The organism is Duganella sp. sic0402, assembly GCF_019219065.1.
Lineage (GTDB): Bacteria > Pseudomonadota > Gammaproteobacteria > Burkholderiales > Burkholderiaceae_D > Rugamonas.
Genome location: NZ_JAHUWK010000009.1, coordinates 134,408 through 154,083, shown reverse-complemented (window position 1 = coordinate 154,083; position 19,676 = coordinate 134,408). Strand labels below are relative to the sequence as shown.

The 19,676-nt window shown below is 61.7% G+C and carries 22 protein-coding genes; 12 read left to right on the top strand and 10 right to left on the bottom strand.

From position 1 onward, the window contains the following. Positions 1-6 precede the first annotated feature (6 nt). The gene (dacB, locus tag KW842_RS20530; RefSeq protein WP_229223818.1) at positions 7-1,491 is read right to left on the bottom strand and encodes a D-alanyl-D-alanine carboxypeptidase/D-alanyl-D-alanine-endopeptidase; all 1,485 of its coding nucleotides are present in this window, start codon (positions 1,489-1,491) and stop codon (positions 7-9) included. Next, a complete protein-coding gene (locus KW842_RS20525) occupies positions 1,475-2,713 on the bottom strand; it encodes a nucleoside recognition domain-containing protein (RefSeq protein WP_218305978.1) in 1,239 nt (412 codons plus the stop codon). The genes dacB and KW842_RS20525 overlap by 17 nt, the downstream gene beginning before the upstream one ends. Positions 2,714-2,802: 89 nt before the next feature. On the opposite strand from KW842_RS20525, the gene KW842_RS20520 reads away from it, so the two are divergent. From KW842_RS20520 to KW842_RS20485, 8 genes are all read left to right on the top strand, one after another. Then, positions 2,803-4,458 (top strand): ABC transporter substrate-binding protein, encoded by a 1,656-nt coding sequence (locus KW842_RS20520; RefSeq protein ID WP_218305977.1) that lies wholly within the window; start codon positions 2,803-2,805, stop codon positions 4,456-4,458. A 20-nt stretch (positions 4,459-4,478) separates the two neighbouring features. Beyond that, positions 4,479-5,399, top strand: coding sequence for a YihY/virulence factor BrkB family protein (locus KW842_RS20515; RefSeq protein ID WP_218305976.1), 921 nt, complete (start codon positions 4,479-4,481; stop codon positions 5,397-5,399). Between the two features lie 366 nt (positions 5,400-5,765). Continuing rightward, complete coding sequence (locus KW842_RS20510) at positions 5,766-6,023, top strand: hypothetical protein (RefSeq protein WP_218305975.1); 258 nt, start codon at positions 5,766-5,768, stop codon at positions 6,021-6,023. 58 nt (positions 6,024-6,081) lie between these two features. Beyond that, complete coding sequence (locus KW842_RS20505) at positions 6,082-6,375, top strand: helix-turn-helix transcriptional regulator (RefSeq protein ID WP_218305974.1); 294 nt, start codon at positions 6,082-6,084, stop codon at positions 6,373-6,375. Positions 6,376-6,377: 2 nt separating this feature from the next. Then, positions 6,378-6,839 (top strand): arsenate reductase ArsC, encoded by a 462-nt coding sequence (locus KW842_RS20500; RefSeq protein WP_218305973.1) that lies wholly within the window; start codon positions 6,378-6,380, stop codon positions 6,837-6,839. After that, on the top strand, positions 6,833-8,119 hold the full coding sequence (locus tag KW842_RS20495; protein ID WP_218305972.1) for an arsenic transporter: 1,287 nt from the start codon (positions 6,833-6,835) through the stop codon (positions 8,117-8,119). The genes KW842_RS20500 and KW842_RS20495 overlap by 7 nt, the downstream gene beginning before the upstream one ends. Beyond that, positions 8,116-9,033 carry a signal peptidase I gene (lepB, locus tag KW842_RS20490; protein ID WP_218305971.1) on the top strand — a complete coding sequence of 306 codons (918 nt, stop codon included), beginning with the start codon at positions 8,116-8,118 and terminating at the stop codon, positions 9,031-9,033. The genes KW842_RS20495 and lepB overlap by 4 nt, the downstream gene beginning before the upstream one ends. A 10-nt stretch (positions 9,034-9,043) precedes the next feature. Further along, entirely contained in the window at positions 9,044-9,619 is a 576-nt protein-coding gene (locus KW842_RS20485; protein ID WP_218305970.1) for a flavin reductase family protein, read from the top strand. Here KW842_RS20485 and KW842_RS20480 read toward each other — a convergent pair. The 5 genes from KW842_RS20480 to KW842_RS20460 form a co-directional block, all read right to left on the bottom strand. Continuing rightward, positions 9,616-10,743, bottom strand: a complete 1,128-nt coding sequence (locus KW842_RS20480) for an acyl-CoA dehydrogenase family protein (RefSeq protein ID WP_218305969.1) — start codon at positions 10,741-10,743, stop codon at positions 9,616-9,618. The genes KW842_RS20485 and KW842_RS20480 overlap by 4 nt on opposite strands. Positions 10,744-10,764: 21 nt before the next feature. Then, positions 10,765-11,433, bottom strand: a complete 669-nt coding sequence (locus tag KW842_RS20475; protein WP_218305968.1) for an SDR family oxidoreductase — start codon at positions 11,431-11,433, stop codon at positions 10,765-10,767. Further along, positions 11,433-12,632 (bottom strand): acetyl-CoA C-acyltransferase, encoded by a 1,200-nt coding sequence (locus KW842_RS20470; RefSeq protein ID WP_218305967.1) that lies wholly within the window; start codon positions 12,630-12,632, stop codon positions 11,433-11,435. The genes KW842_RS20475 and KW842_RS20470 overlap by 1 nt, the downstream gene beginning before the upstream one ends. 15 nt (positions 12,633-12,647) lie before the next feature. Next, positions 12,648-13,832 (bottom strand): isovaleryl-CoA dehydrogenase, encoded by a 1,185-nt coding sequence (locus KW842_RS20465; RefSeq protein WP_218305966.1) that lies wholly within the window; start codon positions 13,830-13,832, stop codon positions 12,648-12,650. A 78-nt stretch (positions 13,833-13,910) separates the two neighbouring features. Continuing rightward, entirely contained in the window at positions 13,911-14,300 is a 390-nt protein-coding gene (locus tag KW842_RS20460) for a MerR family DNA-binding transcriptional regulator (RefSeq protein ID WP_218305965.1), read from the bottom strand. A gap of 306 nt (positions 14,301-14,606) precedes the next feature. Here KW842_RS20460 and KW842_RS20455 point away from each other — a divergent pair, with 306 nt between their 5' ends. Together KW842_RS20455 and KW842_RS20450 are read left to right on the top strand one after the other, a co-directional pair. Further along, positions 14,607-15,014: a hypothetical protein gene (locus KW842_RS20455; protein WP_218305964.1), complete on the top strand. Its 408-nt coding sequence runs from the start codon at positions 14,607-14,609 to the stop codon at positions 15,012-15,014. Positions 15,015-15,242: 228 nt separating this feature from the next. Next, entirely contained in the window at positions 15,243-15,413 is a 171-nt protein-coding gene (locus KW842_RS20450; RefSeq protein ID WP_166454693.1) for a hypothetical protein, read from the top strand. A 9-nt stretch (positions 15,414-15,422) separates the two neighbouring features. Here the strand turns inward: KW842_RS20450 and KW842_RS20445 are convergent, their stop codons facing one another. Further along, positions 15,423-16,013: a UbiX family flavin prenyltransferase gene (locus KW842_RS20445; protein ID WP_218305963.1), complete on the bottom strand. Its 591-nt coding sequence runs from the start codon at positions 16,011-16,013 to the stop codon at positions 15,423-15,425. Then, on the bottom strand, positions 16,006-16,323 hold the full coding sequence (gene grxD / locus KW842_RS20440) for a Grx4 family monothiol glutaredoxin (protein WP_218305962.1): 318 nt from the start codon (positions 16,321-16,323) through the stop codon (positions 16,006-16,008). Before grxD ends, KW842_RS20445 begins: the two co-directional genes overlap by 8 nt. A 126-nt stretch (positions 16,324-16,449) precedes the next feature. Here grxD and KW842_RS20435 point away from each other — a divergent pair, with 126 nt between their 5' ends. Beyond that, on the top strand, positions 16,450-16,767 hold the full coding sequence (locus tag KW842_RS20435; protein ID WP_218305961.1) for a PadR family transcriptional regulator: 318 nt from the start codon (positions 16,450-16,452) through the stop codon (positions 16,765-16,767). A 12-nt stretch (positions 16,768-16,779) separates the two neighbouring features. Next, complete coding sequence (locus KW842_RS20430; protein WP_218305960.1) at positions 16,780-17,295, top strand: DUF2812 domain-containing protein; 516 nt, start codon at positions 16,780-16,782, stop codon at positions 17,293-17,295. A 6-nt stretch (positions 17,296-17,301) separates the two neighbouring features. Here the strand turns inward: KW842_RS20430 and KW842_RS20425 are convergent, their stop codons facing one another. Beyond that, positions 17,302-19,662, bottom strand: coding sequence for a Tex family protein (locus KW842_RS20425; RefSeq protein WP_218305959.1), 2,361 nt, complete (start codon positions 19,660-19,662; stop codon positions 17,302-17,304). Between the last annotated feature and the right edge of the window lie 14 nt (positions 19,663-19,676).

Sequence of the window (19,676 nt, the reverse complement as noted above, 5' to 3'; positions counted from 1 at the left end):
CTCCTGTTAGTTCCGCGCCACCCAGTCGACCAGCTCGTCCAGCACCGCGCGGCCGGCGCCGTTGGCGACGTGTTCGTCGTTGAGGATGGCCACCACGATACACGGCTGGCGGTTGGTGTCCATCACATAGCCGGCGATGGCGATGACGCCTGTCAGGCTACCAGTTTTCAGCCGCGCGCGCTGGGCGGCCGGACTTTCCTTCAGCCGGCGGCGCATGGTGCCGTCGGTGGCGGCGATCGGCAGGCTGGCCAGGAACTCAGGCATCCACAGGCTTTTCAGGCCCGCCTGCAGCACGCCCGCCAGTTGCGCCGGCGTGGCGCGCTCGCTGCGCGACAGGCCGGAACCGTTGTCCAGCACCAGGCCGTTGCCGTCGATGTTGTGCTGTTGCAGCCAGGCGCGGATGGCGGTTTCGGCGCGCATCGGGGTGCTGGCGCCGCCGGGATCGGCCGGCAGTGGTTTGCTGCCCAGCATGGGATCGGCTTCCAGGCTGCCGAGGCTGAGGAAGATGGTGCGTGCCAGGGTGTTGTCGGATTGCTTGTTGGTGTCGCGCAGCACTTCCGGCAGCGAGCGGGAGACGTGCTCGGCCAGCAGACGTGGAACCGGTGCGGCCGCAGCGCCTGGCTCGGCAGCGACGGCTTCGCGCACTGCGCCGCTCAGGCTGCCGCCCAGTTCCCGCCATTTGGCCAGCAGCAGGCGCGACAGATAGTCCTGGCTGTCCAGCACATTGATGCTGATGGACTTGCTGCAGTTTTTCGGGAAGGCGCCATGCAGTACTACGTCGATCTGCTCGCCCTTGCGGGTGAAGTCGGGTGTGCGCCAGCCGTTTTCCCACGTCGCGCAGGCGGCGTCGGTCAGCTTCATCTCTGAGCGGATGGTGACTTTTTCCATCTCCGGCATCATCACCAGCGCGACCTTGTCGCCGCTGGAGCGCATTTCCACCTTGAGCAGATTGGTGTTGATCAGCGCAGCATTGGGGATGACGTTGTAGTAGGCCCATGGATATTCGTCAAACGGTGGCTGACCCACTTCCGGCCGCGATGGCGCGAACAGCAGCCGGTCCACCACGATATCGCCCTTGATCTTGCGGATGCCCTGGTTGCGTAGCGCTTGCAGCATATGTGTCAGCGCGTCTTCGTTGAGGTCGGTGTCGGCGCCGCCCAGCAGGATCAGGTCGCCTTGCAGCACGCCGTTGATGACTTCCGCGTTGCTGCGGAATTCGGTACGGCCACGGAACGCCGGTCCCAGCTGCTCCAGCGCCGCCAGGGTGGTAAACAGCTTCATCGTCGACGCCGGCTGCATGCTCAGCTGCGGATTATGCGACACCAGCACCGTGTCGCCGCGCAGCACGATCACCCCGGCCGCTTCCTGCGGAATGCGCGAGGACTGCATCAGTTGCGCCACCGGTTCCGGCAGCGTGGCGTTGGCGACGCCGCCCGCTGCGATCAGCGTGGCGGCAACAAGGCGGCGTAACAGCTTAGTAGAAGAAGACATAAGAAATCGCAATCGCGGCAATCACGCCGGCCAGGTCGGCGATCAGCCCGCAGGAGATCGCATAGCGCGTCTTGCGGATGCCGACCGAGCCGAAGTACAGCGCGACAATGTAGAAGGTGGTATCGGCCGAGCCCTGGAACACACAGGCCAGGCGGCCGACGAAGGAATCGACGCCATAGGTTTGCATGGTGTCGATCATCATGGCTTTGGCGGCGCTGCCGCTCAGCGGCTTCATCAGCGCGGTCGGCAGGGCCGCCACGAAATCGGTATTAAAGCCGAGCATGCTGAACAGCCAGCTGAAGCCCTGCACGATGAAGCCGAGCAGGCCTGCATTGCGGATCACGCTGATCGCCACCAGCATGCCGACCAAATAGGGGATGACGGTGATCGAAGTCTGGATGCCGCCCTTGGCGCCTTCGATGAAGGCCTCGTAGACGTTCACCTTCTTGCGCAGCGCACCGATGATGAAGCCGCCAATCACCGCAATCAGCACGAAGTTGCTGAACACCTTGGAAACGACTTCGATTTCCGGCTTGGTCAGGAAGTTGGTGAAGTACCAGACGATGCCGACGATGAAGGCGGTGATGCCGCCCAGCCAGCCCACCACCACCCGGTTGAACAGGTTGATGCGCTGGCGGATGGACACCGCAATGATGCCGGTCATGGTCGCCACATAGGTCGCCACCATGCAGGGGATGAAGATGTCGGATGGATCGGCCGCGCCAAGTATCGAGCGCTGCGCCATGATGGCCAGCGGGATCAGCGTCAGGCCCGAGGTGTGCAGCACCAGGAACATGATTTGCGCGTCGGTCGGCTCGTCCTTGTTGGGATTGAGCGTTTGCAGGCTTTCCATGGCCTTCAGGCCGAACGGCGTGGCGGCGTTGTCCAGGCCCAGCAGGTTGGCCGAGAAGTTCATCACCATGTGGCCGGTGGCCGGATGGTTGGACGGTACGCCGGGGAAGATGCGCGAGAAGAACGGCGCGATCAGCTTGGCCAGCAGGTCGATGGCGCCGGCCTTCTCGCCGATGTTCATGATGCCCAGCCACAGCGTCATTACACCGGCCAGCGGCAGGGCAATGTCCATCACGCCGGTGCGCGCCGAGTCGAAGGTGCCGTCGATGATGCGCTTGAAGATTTCGGTGTCGCCCAGGAAGAGGAATTGTGCCAATGCGGCCAAAAAGCCCACCAGGAAGAATCCAGACCAGATGTAATTGAGCGACATTTTTTGTAAGTGCAGTAGGTGATCCGCAAAGTATAGCGGGTAAGCAAGGCAAAAAAGTTATAAGCTGCCGCTTTACTGTGCGAGGACTGATGGGACGACTGCTGAAAAAATGTGCAGCGATAGTGCTGCTTGTGGCCGCCACCTGCTCTGCTGCCGCCGAGCCCAAAGTCCTGCACGCCTTCCTCAGCACCGGCGAAACCGCGCTCGACCCGGCCGTTGCCTCGGACGTGGCCAGCCTCAGCCTGCTGGAAAACCTGTTCGACCCGTTGCTGCGCTACGATTACCTGGCCCGCCCGGTCAAACTGATCCCCAATACGACCACCGCCATGCCGGACATCAGCGATGGCGGCCTGAGCTACACCTTCCACCTGCGGCAGGACATCTACTTCACGCCGGACGCCGCCTTCAAGGGCCAGCGCCGCCAGGTTACCGCTGATGATTATGTCTACAGCTTCAAGCGCCTGTACGAGCCGGGGCTGAAATCGCCGTGGCTCTACCTGTTTGACGGTGTGGCCGACATACAGGCGCTGGACAGGTTCACCCTGCGCATCCGCCTGAAAGCCGCAGATCCCAACTTCCTGTACTACCTGGCGATGCCGGCCACTGCCGTGGTCGCGCGCGAAGTGGTAGACGCCTATGGTGCACAGGTCGGCAACCACCCGGTTGGCACCGGCCCGTTCAAGATCGGCACATGGAAGCGCAGCGACCAGATCATCCTGCTGGCCAACCGCGATTTCCGCCCTACCGCATTCCAGGGCCGGCGCTTGCCGCTGCTGGACCGCATCGACATCAAAATCGTCGAGGAATACCAGTCGCGCGTGCTGGGCTTCCTGAATGGCGAGTTCGATTTCCTGGAGCAGCTGCCGGAATCGATGAAGGAGTTGGTACTGACGCCAGACGCCAGGCTCAGGCCGGAACTGGCCGCCCAAGGCATCGTGCTGGCGCCCTTCCCGGTGCTGCAAACCTACTATATGTGGATGAACATGGACGATCCGCTGATCGGCGGCTACAGCAAGGAAAAACTGGCGCTGCGCCGCGCGATCGCCCTCGGCTACAACAGCGCCGAGGACGTGGCCATGATGAAGAAAGGCCTGGCGATTCCGGCCGTGACGCCGCTGCCGCCGAATGTGCTGGGCAACGATCCCCGCTATCGCAGCCCGGTCGCCTACGATCCGGCGCTGGCCAACGCGCTGCTGGAGCGCTACGGCTTCCGCAAAGGCCGGGACGGCTTCCGCACCCAGCCGGACGGCAAGCCGCTGCAACTGGTGATGCACAGCGAAGCCTCCACCGTTGGCCGCCTGCGTGACGAGCTATGGCGCAAGAACCTGAACGCCATCGGCTTGAATGTCACCTTCAAAAGCGATAAGAAGACTGAAATCATCAAGGCTTCCCGCTTGGGCAAGGTGATGATGTTTGAAACCAACTGGGTGGCCGACTTCCCCGATGGCGATAATTTTTATCAATTGCTGTATGGCCCCAATGCAGGCCGCGCCAATTATGCCCGCTTCAACCTGCCTGCCTACAATCAGCGCTACGAGCAGGCCCGCGCACTGGGCGAATCGCCGCAACGCACGGCCTTGTACGATGAATTGGCGAACATCATCCACGCCTACACGCCCTGGGTGCTGCTGACGCATCCGATCTCGGCCGACCTGCAACAGCCGTGGCTCAAGCATTACCGCCGCCATCCGGTGGAATTCACCAACTGGCGCTATCTGGACGTCGACGCACATACCAGCCGCTGAACGGTGCCTAGAATGGCACGATGAACCTACTTAACCGCCGGGCGCTGGCCTATGTGGCCGGTCATCCCATGGATTTTGCTGTGCAATGCCTGAAGGGCTTTCGCGCCAATCAAGGCCTGCTGCTGGCGGGCGCGGTGGCGTATTACTCGCTGCTTTCCATCCTGCCGCTGCTGATGCTGGTGGTGGTGGCCCTGTCGCATGTGATCGATCAGGCGGAGCTGCTGTCGGCCGTGGGACGCTATCTGAACTGGCTGGTGCCAGGGCAGTCCAAGCCGATTGTGGCGGAAGTGGCGCATTTTCTTGAGCATCGCGACCTGGTGGGGGGCGTGCTGGTCATCACCATGCTGTTTTTCAGTTCGCTGGCGTTTACCGTGCTGGAAAACGCCATGTGCGTGATTTTTAAGCATCGCGTGGCGATACGGCGCCGGCATTTCATGATTTCGGCGGTGATGCCCTACTGCTACATCCTGTCGCTGGGTGTGGGCATGCTGCTGGTGACACTGGTTGCCGGCGGCCTGCAGGTGATGGGTGAGGAAAGCGTCCGGCTGTTCGGCTATAGCTGGTCGCTGAATGGCGTGTCGGGCGTGCTGCTGTACCTGCTGGGACTGGCGGGCGAGGTACTGGTGCTGACCTCGATTTACCTGGTGATGCCGGTCGGGCGGCTGTCGCTGTCGCATGCGCTGATCGGCGGCGTGACGGCGGCGCTGCTGTGGGAGGTCGCGCGCCGCATACTGGTGTGGTACCTCACCACCCTGTCGCAGGTGAATGTGGTGTACGGCTCGATGACGACCGCCATCATCGTCATGTTCAGCCTGGAAATTGGCGCCACGCTGCTGCTGTTCGGGGCGCAGGTGATTTCCGAATTCGAGCGTGCCGGGCGCGAAGGGCAGCCGAGTGCACCGCAGCCGCTGACCACGCGCACATCGGCGGCCGTAAAATAATTTGTGCGCCGCACAAAAAACTGTGGTACACTACGTTCGTGGTTGAGGTTTGCATGCAAACAGTCCCACGTTCGGCGGATGCGCCGCACCCGGAGTTGTGTAAGTTCGCGGGTGCAGGTGACGCAAATGCCGGAGTTGTAATTCCGAATACGTTGGTCGATTTACACGTCGGGGGCACCACGCAGATAGCATGGGCGCCTGAGACGCCGCCTCACTTGGCAGATAGCCCTGGAGACCGGTACGATTGAAGAATAGGTGATACATTGGAACAAAGCTCGCAGCGATGCGGGCTTTTTTTTCGTCCGCAGCTTGCGTTCCGCCAAACGGCGCCTGCCGTGTCGGCCTATTCTGGGCTGACGGAGGTGCATGATGGAATTCGCTTTTACGCTCAGATACCGGCTGGGGATGCCGTGCCGCGACTACAACGCGCTGGCCGAGCAACTGGCCGCCAGCGGTTGCGACGACGTGTGGGTCAGCGTCAATCGCGCCGGCTATCTGGTACTGGCCTTCCTGCGTCCCGCCGAGACGCCTTCGGTTGCGCTATCGCATGCGATCGCCGATGTGCAGCGCGCCCTCCCTTCGGCAGAGCTGATCGATATTCGTTCCGACTTCATGGCCAACTGATTTCATCATTATTTCAATAATATTTGAATTATCGAAATGTATGCGGTAGCATGCCTGCATGAATACCAAGCAAACCCTGGCTGCACTGGCGGCCCTGGCGCAAGAGAGCCGACTGGCTGTGTTTCGCTTGCTGGTGCAAACCGGACCGGAAGGCCTGGCAGCCAGCAAGATCGGCGAGCGGCTCGATATCGCGCCATCTTCGTTATCCTTCCACCTGAAGGAGTTGACGCGCGGCGGCCTGGTCGTATCGCGCCAGGAGGGGCGTTTCGTCATCTATTCGGCGGATACCAGGGCGATGAAGGGCTTGATCGGCTTTTTAACTGAAAACTGCTGCGGTGGCGTCTCATGCTAACGATGAACATTCTTTTTCTGTGTACCGGCAACTCATGCCGTTCCATCCTGAGCGAGGCAACCTTCAATCATCTGGCGCCGCCAGCGTGGCGCGCCATCAGTGCCGGCAGCAAGCCAGCCGGCCAGCTGCATCCGCGCGCGCTGGCCCTGTTGCAGAGCAAAGGCATTTCCACTGAAGGCTACTACAGCAAGTCATGGGACAGTTTGCCGGTAACGCCGGATATCGTGATTACCGTCTGCGGCAGCGCGGCCGGCGAGACTTGCCCGGCTTATCTGGGCCCGGTGCTGCGCGCGCATTGGGGCGTGGACGATCCGAGTCATGTGGTGGGCAGCGAAGCGGAAATCGAGGCAGCGTTTGAAGAGGCTTACCGCATTATTCGCCTTCGCATCGAGGCGTTCCTGGCGCGGCCTACGTTGTCCGCGCCGGAGCTGAGCCGCATCGGCACGCTGGGTGGCGCATGCTGAGTGCGGTGCTGATCTTTGTCGCCACGCTGGCGCTGGTGATCTGGCAGCCGCGCGGCCTGGGCATCGGCTGGAGCGCGTCGCTGGGCGCGGCGGTGGCGCTGCTGGCGGGCGTGATTCATCTTGGCGATATTCCGGTGGTGTGGCACATCATCTGGAATGCGACGGCGACGTTTGTGGCCATCATCATCACCAGCCTGCTGCTGGACAAAGCGGGCTTCTTCGAATGGGCTGCGCTGCATGTGGCGCGCTGGGGCGGCGGCAGCGGCAAGCGGTTGTTTGTGCTGCTGGTGCTGCTGGGCGCTGCGGTGTCCGGGCTGTTTGCCAATGATGGCGCGGCGCTGATCCTGACGCCGATCGTCATCGCCATCCTGCACGAATTGCGCTTCTCTGCGCGCGCCACGCTGGCGTTTGTGATGGCGGCCGGCTTTATCGCGGATACGGCCAGTTTGCCGCTGGTGGTGTCGAATCTGGTGAACATCGTCTCGGCGGACTATTTCGGCATCAGCTTCGCGCGCTACGCGGCGGTGATGGCGCCGGTGAATGTGGTCGCGGTGGCCGCCACGCTGGCGGTGCTGATGTGGTTCTTCCGCCGCGATATCCCGGCGGACTATGATGTCAGCCAGATCAAAGATCCGGCGCTGGCTATTCATGACCGTGCCACCTTCATCGCCGGCTGGTGGGTGCTGGCGCTGCTGCTGGTGGGCTTCTTCGTGATCGAGCCGATGGGCGTGCCGATTTGCGTGGTGGCGGCGGTGGGGTCGCTGGTGCTGCTGGCGGTGGCGTCGCGCGGACACCGTATCTCCACACGTGAGGTGCTGCTGAACGCGCCGTGGCAGATCGTGATTTTCTCGCTGGGCATGTACCTTGTCGTTTACGGCTTGCGCAATGCCGGGCTGACGGCCTATCTTACCTCGGCGCTGGACTGGTGCGCGCAGCATGGCGTGTGGGGCGCGGCCATGGGCACCGGCTTCCTGACGGCGATTCTGTCGTCGATCATGAACAATCTGCCGACGGTGCTGATTGGTGCGCTGTCGGTGGACGCCAGCACGGCGCAAGGCGCGGTGCGCGAAGCGATGATTTATGCGAACGTGATCGGCAGCGACCTTGGTCCGAAGATCACACCGATCGGCAGCCTGGCCACGCTGCTATGGCTGCATGTGCTGGCGAACAAGGGCACGCGCATTTCGTGGGGCTATTACTTCCGGGTCGGCCTGTGCCTGACCTTGCCGGTGTTGTTTGTCACCTTGGCCGCATTGGCCGTTCGTCTGGAGATGTTTTGAAACCGAAGAAATGGATAGCGATTGTCCTGGCGATTTTTTCCGCGCCGCTGGCGTTCTTGTATGTAGGTTCGCTGCGCTGGGCCGCGCTCAGTTTTGTGGTGACTGCGGCGATAGCCATCGCCGGCTTCCTCGCGCCGGGACACGACAGCGGCATCGCTGCCGGCCTGGCGTCGCTGGCGCTGATGCTGCTGTGGATCTGGCGTGCCTATCGATTTGCTGCTGACGCGACAGAGCGTACTGTGCGTCCATGGTATGTACGCTGGCATGGCTTGCTGGCGCTGGTAGGCGTTTTCACGCTGACGATTCTGGTGTTGCGGGTGTTTCTGTATGAGCCGTTCCGCATACCGTCGTCGGCTATGCTGCCGACACTGCCGCTTGGCTCTAATGTGGTCGTGCAGAAGTGGGGCTATGGCCATTACAGCACCATGGGCTTCCAGCTGGGCGGCAGCACGATCACGGTGCCGGTGCTGCGCGGCGATATTATCGTCTTTGATTATCCGGTTGATCCGAAACAGAGCTACATCAAGCGTGTGATCGGCGTGCCGGGCGACCGTATCGTGTATCGCGACAAGCGTGTTCTAGTCAACGGCGTTGATATACGAGGCAAAGAGCTGCCGGCGTATCTTGATGCGGAGCGGCTGGTATACCGCAAGCGGTTTAGCGAAACGCTGGATGCGGGCACGCACGACATCCTGTTCCTGGATGCCGCGCCAGCGCGCGTGCCAGGCGGCGGCTTCCCTTTGCCGAAGGAATGCACGGACGATGGCGAGACCTTGGCCTGCACGGTGCCGCCAGCAAGCTATTTCGTCATGGGCGATAATCGGGACAACACGCTGGACAGCCGCTTCTGGGGCTTTGTGCCTGCCAGGGCGGTGATCGGCAAGGTGGTGTACATCGCCATGGCGCGTAATTAAGGAGCAGGAATTGGATCAGCATATCAAGCCGGTGGAGCTGGCAAAGGCGTATCGTTTACTGAATCATGGACCGACAGTGCTGGTATCGGCCAGCCATGCGGGCGTGGAGAATGTGATGTCGGCCGCATGGTCGTGCGCGCTGGACTTCGCGCCGCCGAAGGTGACGCTGGTACTGGACAAGGCCACTGCCACGCGCCCGCTGGTGGAGAAGAGCGGATATTTTGTGCTGCAGGTGCCGAATATGGCGCAGCTGCAGCTGACCTACGAGGTAGGCCACATCAGCGCGAACGATGCGCCGGACAAGCTGGCCAAGGCCGGCGTGCAGCTGTTCCGTGTGGATGGCTACGACGCGCCGCTGGTGGCCGGCTCATCGGCCTGGCTGATCTGCAAGGTGCTGCCGGAGCCGCGCAACGAACAGGTTTACGATCTGTTCATCGGCGAAGTGGTGGCGGCGTACGCGGACGAACGCGTATTCCAGAACGGCCACTGGGCATTCGAAAAAGCCGACCCGCAATGGCGCAGCCTACACTACATCGCCGGCGGCAATTTCTACGCCATCGGCGAGGCGGTCGTCGCTAAAACTTAGAGGGCGCGGGCGATCAGGATTTTCTGGATGTCGCTGGTGCCTTCGTAGATTTGGCATACGCGGGCGTCGCGGTAGATGCGTTCTACCGGGAAGTCGCTGACGTAGCCGTAGCCGCCGTGGATCTGGATCGCGTCGGAGCAGACTTTTTCGGCCATCTCGGAGGCGAACAGCTTGGCCATCGCGGCTTCTTTCAGGCAGGGCTGGCCGGCGTCTTTCATGGCGGCGGCGTGCAGGATCAGCTGGCGCGCGGCTTCGATTTGCATCGCCATTTCCGCCAGCTTGAATTGTACGGATTGGTGTTCGAAAATCGGCTTGCCGAAGCTTTCGCGTTCCTTCGCATAGCTCAGCGCCGCCTCATATGCGGAGCGCGCCATGCCGACCGATTGCGAAGCGATGCCGATGCGGCCGCCCTCCAGTCCGGACAAGGCAATCTTGTAGCCCTGGCCTTCCTCACCGATCAGGTTTTCCGCCGGGACGCGGCAGTTCTCAAACACGATCTGTGCGGTGTCGGAAGAGTGCTGGCCCATTTTCTGCTCGATGCCGGCGACGATGTAGCCAGGCGTGGAGGTGGGCACCCAGAAGGCGCTGATGCCCTTTTTGCCAGCGGCCTTGTCGGTGACGGCCATGACGATGGCCACATCCGCATGCTTGCCGCTGGTGATGAACTGTTTGACGCCGTTCAGCACATAGTGAGCGCCGTCGCGGGTGGCGGTGGTGCGCAGCGCGGCGGCGTCGCTACCGGTGTGCGGTTCGGTCAGGCAAAAGGCGCCCAGCATGTCGCCTTGCGCCAGTGGCCGCAGCCATTGTTCTTTTTGCTGCGGATTGGCGTACATCATGGCGATGCTGCACACCGGGCAGTTGTTGACGGAGATGATGGTGGATGTGCCGCCGTCGCCTGCTGCGATTTCTTCCAATACCAAAGCCAGCGAAACGTAATCCATGCCGGCGCCGCCCAGTTCCTCGGGCACGGCGACGCCGAAGGCGCCGAGTGCCGCCAGTTCCTTCAGCTCCGCCTGCGGGAAGTGGTGTTCCTTGTCCCAGCGGGCGGCGTTGGGGGCGAGACGCTCTTGCGCGAAAGTGCGCAAGGCGTCGCGGATCATTTCATGTTCCTGGCTCAGTAGCATTGTTTGTCTCGTTGTATCGTTTTACCAGCCGATTTCCGTGCCGTCGTAGTTGCGGTAGACAGCGGTTTCGGATGCCGACAAGCCGGCCAGCGTGGCGCGGATGCCGCTGGCGCTTTGTTCTACCGTGATGTCGGCGCCCTCGCCGCCCATGTCGGTCTTGACCCAGCCTGGATGGAAAGCCACGCAGGTGACGCCCTGCTTGCCGTGCGCCAGCGCAGTATCCAGCAGCACCGAATTCAGCGCCGCCTTGCTGGCGCGGTACAGCGAACCATGTGGCGCGCTGCGTTCGCTCAACGATCCCATGCGCGATGACAGCACCGCCAGCTTGCCCTTCGCCTCGCCGACCAGCGGCGCGATGACCGGCAGCAGCCGCATCGCCGCCAGCACATTGGTGTGCATGACCGCGTTGAATTCGATCTCGGTCGGGAAGCCGTCGTGACGCGGTCCGTACACGCCGGCGTTGAGGATGGCCACATCCAGCTCTTCGCCATCCAGCTTCCAGCCGATGCCGGCCACCGCTTCCACGTTGTTCACGTCCAGCTTGTGCGGTTCGGCGCCCAGCGCCGCCAGCGCGTCGCAGTCTTCCTGCTTGCGTGCCGTGGCGATCACGCGCCAGCCATCCTGGCGATACTGCTTGACCAGTTCCAGGCCGATGCCGCGCGATGCGCCGATGATCAATGCTGTCGCCATTACACCAGCTCCACTGCCATCGCGGTCGCTTCGCCGCCGCCGATGCACAGCGCCGCCACGCCCTTCTTGCCGCCGGTGCGTTTCAGAGCACCCAGCAGCGTGACGATGATGCGCGCGCCGGATGCGCCGATAGGATGGCCCAGCGCGCAAGCGCCGCCGTGGATGTTGACCTTGCTGTGCGGGATGTCGAGGTCGCGCATGGCTGCCATCGGCACGGCCGCAAAGGCTTCGTTGATCTCGAACAGGTCAACGTCCTTGCTGCCCCAGCCGGTTTTCTTGTACAGCTTTTCGATGGCGCCGATTGGTGCGGTGGTGAACAGGTTGGGTTCCTGCGCAAAGGTGGCATGGCCGTGGATGCGCGCAATCGGCGTCAGGCCCAGCGCTTTCGCTTTCGATTCGCGCATCATCACCAGCGCGGCTGCACCGTCATTGATCGACGACGACGAGGCGGCGGTGATGGTGCCGTCTTTCTTGAACGCCGCGCGCAGCGTCGGGATTTTTTCCACTTTGGCTTTCAGCGGGCCTTCATCCTTGTCGATGACGCTGTCGCCGGCGCGCGAGGTCACGGTGACCGGCGCGATCTCCCACTTGAAGTAGCCTTCGTTGGTGGCAAGCTGCGCGCGCTTCACCGATTCGATGGCGAAGTTGTCCTGCGCTTCGCGGGTGAACTCGTACTTGGCCGAGCACTCTTCGGCAAAGGTGCCCATCGAGCGGCCTTCGCCGGTTTTCTCGTTACGCGAGTAGGCGTCTTCCAGTCCGTCGTACATCATGTGGTCGAACATCATGCCGTGGCCGATGCGGTAGCCGCCGCGCGCTTTCGGAATCAGGTAAGGCGCGTTGGTCATCGACTCCATGCCGCCCGCAATCACCACGTCGGCGCTGCCGGCCACCAGTTGGTCGTGCGCGAAGATCGCCGCCTGCATCGCCGAGCCGCACATCTTGGACAGCGTGACCGCGCCGGTGGACGCCGGCAAGCCGGCTTTCAGCAGTGCCTGGCGGGCCGGCGCCTGGCCCTGGCCCGCCATCAGGCAGTTGCCGAAGTAGACGTGTTCGACCAGCTTGCCGTCGATGCCGGAGCGCTCGACGGCGGCCTGGATCGCCACTGCGCCCAGGTCGTGTGCGGCCTTGCCGGAAAAGTCGCCCTGGAAGGCGCCCATGGGGGTGCGGGCCGCGCCCACGATGACGATAGGATCGTTCATACTCAAATCTCCAAATTAAAGCGTTTCCGCGAACAGTTCACGGCCGATCAGCATGCGACGGATTTCGCTGGTACCGGCGCCAATCTCATACAGCTTGGCGTCGCGCCACAAACGGCCGACCGGGTATTCATTGATGTAGCCGTTGCCGCCCAGCGTCTGGATCGCTTCGCCGGCCATCCAGGTGGCTTTCTCGGCACTGTAGAGGATGGCGCCGGCAGCGTCCTTGCGCAGGTTGCGCACCTGCTCGGGCGTGGCGGCGCGGTCGCAGGCCTGGCCGACGGCATACACATAGGCCTTGGAGGCCATCATGGTCGAGTACATATCGGCGATTTTGCCCTGCATCAGCTGGAACTCGCCGATGGCCTGGCCGAACTGCTTGCGGTCGTGGATGTAAGGCACCACCACGTCCATGCACGCCTGCATGATGCCCAGTGGTCCGCCGGACAGCACGGTGCGTTCGAAGTCCAGGCCGGACATCAGCACATTGACGCCCTTGCCGACGCCGCCCAGCACGTTTTCCAGCGGTACCTCGCAATCTTCAAACACCAGCTCGCCGGTGTGCGAGCCGCGCATGCCCAGCTTGTCCAGTTTTTGCGCGATCGAAAAGCCCTTGTAGCCTTTCTCGATCAGGAAGGCGGTCATGCCGCGCGGCCCGGCTTCCAGGTCGGTCTTGGCGTAGACCACCAGCGTGTCGGCGTCCGGACCGTTGGTGATCCACATCTTGGTGCCGTTGAGGACGTAGCGGTCGCCCTTCAGGTCGGCGCGCAGCTTCATGCTGACCACGTCGGAGCCGGCGTTCGGCTCGGACATCGCCAGTGCGCCGATATGTTCGCCGGAAATCAGCTTGGGCAGGTATTTTTTCTTTTGTTCTTCGCTGCCGTTGCGCTTGATCTGGTTGACGCACAGATTGGAGTGGGCACCATAGGACAAGCCGACCGAGGCCGAGGCGCGCGAGATTTCCTCCATCGCCACGATGTGGGCCAGGTAGCCCATATTGGCGCCGCCGTATTCTTCCGGCGCGGTGATGCCGAGCACGCCCAGCTCGCCCATCTTCCGCCACAGGTCCATCGGGAACTGGTCGCTGCGGTCGATTTCGGCTGCGCGCGGGGCGATCTCGGCGGCGGCGAACTGCTGCACGGCTTCGCGCAGCGCGGCGATATCCTCGCCATGGTCAAAGGTCAGGCCTGGGAGATGGAGCATGTCTTCCTCTATTTTGTATTGGAGCTGGAGCGGCCATGATACGCCGATGTGACGTTAACGTAAACGTCAAGTGACGCGTCAGGCAGCCGGCTGTGCTTCCAGCAGGCGTTTGCAGTCATCTTCATGTGCCTGGATTTCGGCCAGCGACATTTCGATGTCTTCGCGCTGTTGTTCCAGCGTCTCGCGGTGCTGCGACAGCACGTTCAGGAAGCGGTGCATCTGCGCCACCGAATCCTTGGGTGTTTCGTACATATCGACCAGGCTTTTGATTTCGGCCAGCGACAGGCCCAGGCGCTTGCCGCGCAGGGTCAGTTTGAGGCGGGTGCGGTCGCGCGGCGTGTAGACGCGGTTGCGGCCGCCAGCGCCTTCGCGCGACGGGCTGAGCAAGCCTTGGTCTTCATAAAAACGGATGGCGCGGGCGGTGATGTCGAATTCACGCGCCAGTTCGGTAATAGTGTAGGTGGACATGGTTTTTAAATGGTTTCCGTTTACGTCAACGTCAATGCATTGTAGCGCGAAAAACACCGAACTAACGCAGAGTTATTGGCAATTGGTGACCGGATCGATGCGGAATGGTATCGTGCGACTAGGTGAGCCACCGAGCAGGATCATTGCCACGAACGGGGTGGTTGACCAAATAAAATTTGCCCGAATATTTCTCTGACCTTGTTGCCTGTAACAGATAGAATGTCAATTAATGCATATCTTGATGTTACGGTTGCGGCAAACTCTGCAGAGACTGACTTTCATGACGCAACGTGAAATAGTGCAATTATGAATTCTTCTAATGAACGCGAAAGCTTTAGCCAGCGACTCCAACAGGCTCTAAAAAATGCCCACTATTCGCCCGACAGCCCGACCCGGCTGGCGCGTGAATTCAACATCCGTTTCGACGGACGGCCGATTACCGTGCATGCGGCCCGTAAATGGCTGGTGGGAGAGGCAATTCCGACCCAGGAGAAGCTGCGCATGATCGCGCAATGGCTGGGCGTGCCTGCGGAGTGGCTGCGCTTTGGCGGCCCGGAGGAAGGCGCGCCGGCGGGGGACAACAGTGGCGCGCTGTCGCGCTTCGAATCGGCCGACGTCAAGCTGATCGCGGATTTGCAGCGCCTGGACGAGCATCACCGCCAGATTGCGCGGGAATTTATCCGCATGCTGGTGCGGGTAAATTACCAAAAGTAGTCATTTTTAAGTAGTACTACCGAAAGATGTTAACCGGTCTGAATGGGGATCGTCCTTTAGTGATATGAAACAGGTTTCATCTTCCGCCGGTTTTTCTTCGGCATTGGGCGCGCGCTGGCGGCGCCCTTTTTATTTTCGCCACCTTTGCGAATTGTCATAGTTTCGACACGGATTTCAGGCACAATAGGTAGAGCCTACTTTTCGGGGAGTCACGCTTTGAGCCGTTTAATGAAAAGCAATTACAGCAATGCCGCCCAGCTGAAAGATTTGATGACCGCCCCTCCCATGAGCGCCGCCCAGCATGCCGAAGTGATGCGCAAACGTATCGCCCAACGTCGTATGGTGGAAGAAGCAAGGGAATTGAAGCGCGCCAGCAGTTCTTACTACGACAAGCGCTAAGCTCAGGCTTTAGCCTTCATTGCTGTTGAGGCCCGCCCAGCGCGGCGCCAGTGCGTGTTCGATGCCGAACAAGTCGATCACGCGCGCAACGGTGTGATCCACCATCTCATCAATACTCGCTGGCTTGTGATAAAAGCTCGGCAGCGGCGGGAACACGATCCCGCCCATTTCCGTTACCGCCGTCATATTGCGCAGATGCGCCAGGTTGAACGGCGTTTCCCTCACCATCAGCACCAGCCGGCGGCGCTCCTTGAGCACCACGTCGGCGGCGCGCGCGATCAGGTTATCGGACAAGCCGTGGGCGATTGAAGCCAGGGTTTTCATCGAGCAGGGAGCGATCACCATGCCGTCGCTCTGGAATGAGCCACTGGCGATCGAGGCGCCGACGTCGCGCACCTTGTGCACCACATGGGCCAGTGCTTCCACTGCGCGCCGCTGCAAGCCAGTTTCCTGGTGCAAGGTCAGCACGGCCGCGTCGGAAACCAGCAAATGGGTTTCGACGCCGGGGATGTTGCGTAAATGATGCAGCAGACGCACGCCATACACCGCGCCGGTGGCGCCGGTGATGGCGATAATAATCCGCCGCGGGCGATCAGCCATTGTTGTCCAGCAGGGCTTTCAGTTCGCCCGACTCATACATCTCGGTCATGATGTCCGAGCCGCCGACGAATTCACCGCGCACGTACAGCTGCGGAATGGTTGGCCATTGCGAGTAGTCCTTGATGCCCTGGCGAACTTCCGGATCTTCCAGCACGTTGACGGTAGCGATGTTCTCGACGCCGCACGCTTTCAGGATCTGGATGGCACGGCCGGAGAAGCCGCATTGTGGGAACTGGGCGGTGCCCTTCATGAACAGCACCACAGGGGTATTGGTCACGGTGTCTTTGATCCAGGTTTGTACGTCGCTCATAGCTGCCTCGTTGTATGGAAATATCAGATGGCGACATTTTATAAGAAATGTGCCCCCGGCGTATTTGACAGCGGAAAAAATCCCTGTATTATGTATATCGAGACTCGATATAGCGAAAGGCGATATATGAATCAGTTTGCGAAATATCTGCCGCTGTCCGAAGCCACTTTCTACGTGATGCTGGCGTTGACCCAGCCCATGCATGGCTACGCCATCATGCAGAAGGTGGAAGCGATGAGCGGCGGCAGCGTCACCCTGGGGCCAGGCACCTTGTACGGCGTGTTCGGCACGCTGGAAAAACAGGCGCTGATCGTCAAGGTGGCGGAGGAGGAGCGGCGCAAGGTGTACGCGCTGACGGAGCTGGGCAAGGAAGTGTTGGCGGAGCAGGTGCGCCGCTTAGAAATCATGCTGGGCAATGCGCGGGCGTTGCAGCACGCAGCTTAACAAGGAGCGGTCATGAGCAAGCTGGTACGAAAATTCAAGGTGTGGCATGTGTGGCAGGATGAGGAGCATCAGCAGTGGCTACAGGAAATGGCGGCGCAAGGCTTGCATCTGCGTAGCACCAATGTCTTCTGTATCCACACCTTCGAGCGTGGTGCGCCGGCGGATGTGGCCTATCGCTGGGATGTGCGCTATTTCGGTCCGGCGGCGGAATACCAGCAATTGTTCCGCGACGCAGGCTGGGAACTGGTGACCTCGACCGTAGGCTGGCATTGCTGGCGCAAGCCGCGCACGGCCGGCGCCAGCGCCGAGATCTTCACCCAGCGCAGCGACAACGCCGCCAAGTATCTGCGCGTGATCCGGCTGCTGGCGCTGGTCGTATCAGCCGAGGCGCTGGCCTATTGGCTGATTCCAGCCAAACACGCTTACGCTGAAGGCCTGGCTTGGGGCATGTTCATCGGCACCGCCGTGGTTGGCCTGTATGCGCTGGCCAAGCTCTCGCAGCGCATGAAGGACGTGCATGGCGCCTGACGCAAGCTAGCCGCGCAGCTTGGCGAAGGCGGCGGCCATGCTGCCGCCGATCGCCGGCTCGCGCGCGGTCTGCCGCTGTTGCTCTTTCTGCTGCTGGCCCATGGCGCGGCGGTCGTTGCGGTCGCCGCGCTGCTGTGGCTGCGAACCGGCTTGCGGCGCGCTGTCGGACAGGCGCATGGTCAGGGCGATGCGCTTGCGCTTCTCGTCCACTTCCAGCACCTTGACCTTGACCACCTGGCCGGCTTTGACCACCGTGTGCGGGTCTTTGACGAAGGTGTTGGACAGTGCCGAGATATGCACCAGGCCGTCCTGGTGCACGCCGATGTCGACAAACGCGCCAAAGGCAGCCACGTTGGTGACCACGCCTTCCAGTATCATGTCCGGACGCAGGTCCCTGATTTCCTCCACGCCTTCTTTGAAGGTGGCGGTGGTGAATTCCGGACGCGGGTCGCGGCCCGGCTTTTCCAGCTCTTTCAGGATGTCGGTGATGGTCGGCACGCCGAATTTCTCGTCGGCGTACTTGGCCGGCTGCAAGTGCTTGATCAGTGCGCTGTCGCCAATCACACCCTTGATGTCCTTCTGGATGTCGCCGAGGATTTTTTCCACCAGCGGATAGGATTCCGGATGCACCGCCGACGCGTCCAGCGGATTCTCGCCGCCGATCACGCGCAGGAAGCCGGCTGCCTGTTCAAAGGTCTTGTCGCCCAGGCGCGGCACCGACTTCAGCGCGGCGCGCGAGGTGAACGCGCCTTTGACGTCGCGGTAGGACACAATCGCTGTCGCCACCGACGACGACAGGCCGGACACGCGCGCCAGCAGCGGTGCCGACGCGGTATTCACGTCGACGCCGACCGCGTTGACGCAATCCTCAACCACCGCATCCAGCGTGCGCGCCAGCTGGGTCTGCGAGACATCGTGCTGGTACTGGCCGACGCCGATCGATTTCGGATCAATCTTGACCAGTTCGGCCAGCGGGTCTTGCAGGCGGCGCGCGATCGACACCGCGCCGCGCAGCGACACGTCCATGTCCGGCAGCTCTTTCGACGCGTATTCGGAAGCCGAATACACCGACGCGCCTGCCTCGGACACAACGATCTTGTTCATTTTCTGCTCAGGGAAGCGCTTCAGCAGATCCTGCGCCAGCTTGTCGGTTTCGCGCGAAGCGGTGCCGTTGCCGATCGAGATCAGCGATACATTGTGCTTGGCGGCCAGCTTGCCCAGCGTGTGCAGCGAGCCTTCCCAGTCGTTTTTCGGCTGGTGCGGATAGATCACGGCGGTATCCATCACCTTGCCGGTGGCGTCCACTACCGCCACCTTGACGCCGGTGCGCAGGCCAGGGTCCAGGCCCATGGTGGCGCGCTGGCCAGCCGGGGCGGCCAGCAGCAAGGCTTTCAGATTGGTAGCGAAGACGGTGATGGCGTCCGACTCGGATTTCTCGCGCAGCGCGCCCATCAGTTCGGTTTCCAGGTGCATAAAGCTCTTCACGCGCCAGGTCCAGCGGGCGGTGTCGGACAGCCATTTGTCGGCCGGGCGGCCAGCGCTTTTGATGCCGAAACGGGCGGCGATGCGGCTCTCGCACGGATTGTGCGGCGCATCCCACTTTGGTTTTTCCGGCTCACTATCAAGACGCAAAGCAACATCCAGCACGCCTTCGCGGCGGCCGCGCATCAGCGCCAGGGCGCGGTGCGAGGGCACGCTGGCCAGGGTTTCCGAATAGTCGAAATAGTCGGCGAACTTTTCGCCCTCTTCTTGCTTACCTTCAATAACTTTCGACTCAACAATGCCATGCTCTTGCACATATTCACGCAAGGATTGCAGCAAGGTAGCATCTTCGGCAAAGCGCTCCATCAGGATCTGGCGGGCGCCGTCCAGCGCTGCCTTGGTGTCGGCCACGCCCGGATTATTGCCGTCGGCGGTGGTGAACGCTACGCGCAGATAGGCGCTGGCTTCGGTTTCCGGATTCAGCTCCGGATTGGCCAGCAAGCCGTCGGCAAGTGGCGCCAGGCCGGCTTCGATGGCGATCTGGGCCTTGGTGCGGCGTTTTTGTTTGTATGGAAGATACAAGTCTTCCAGCCGGGTCTTGTCTTCCGCGTGCATGACAGCATCTAACAGCTCTGGTGTCATTTTGTTTTGCTCGGTGATCGAGGCGATGATGCTGGCGCGGCGGTCTTCCAGCTCGCGCAGATAGCGCAGGCGCTCTTCGAGCAGGCGCAGCTGGGTATCATCCAGGCCTCCGGTCGCCTCTTTACGGTAACGGGCGATGAAGGGAACGGTGGCGCCTTCGTCCAGCAGGGCGATGGCGGCGGCAACCTGGACCGGCTTGGCGGACAATTCCAGGGCGAGGCGTTGTTCGATGGAAGGCAACATGGTGATGATTCCTA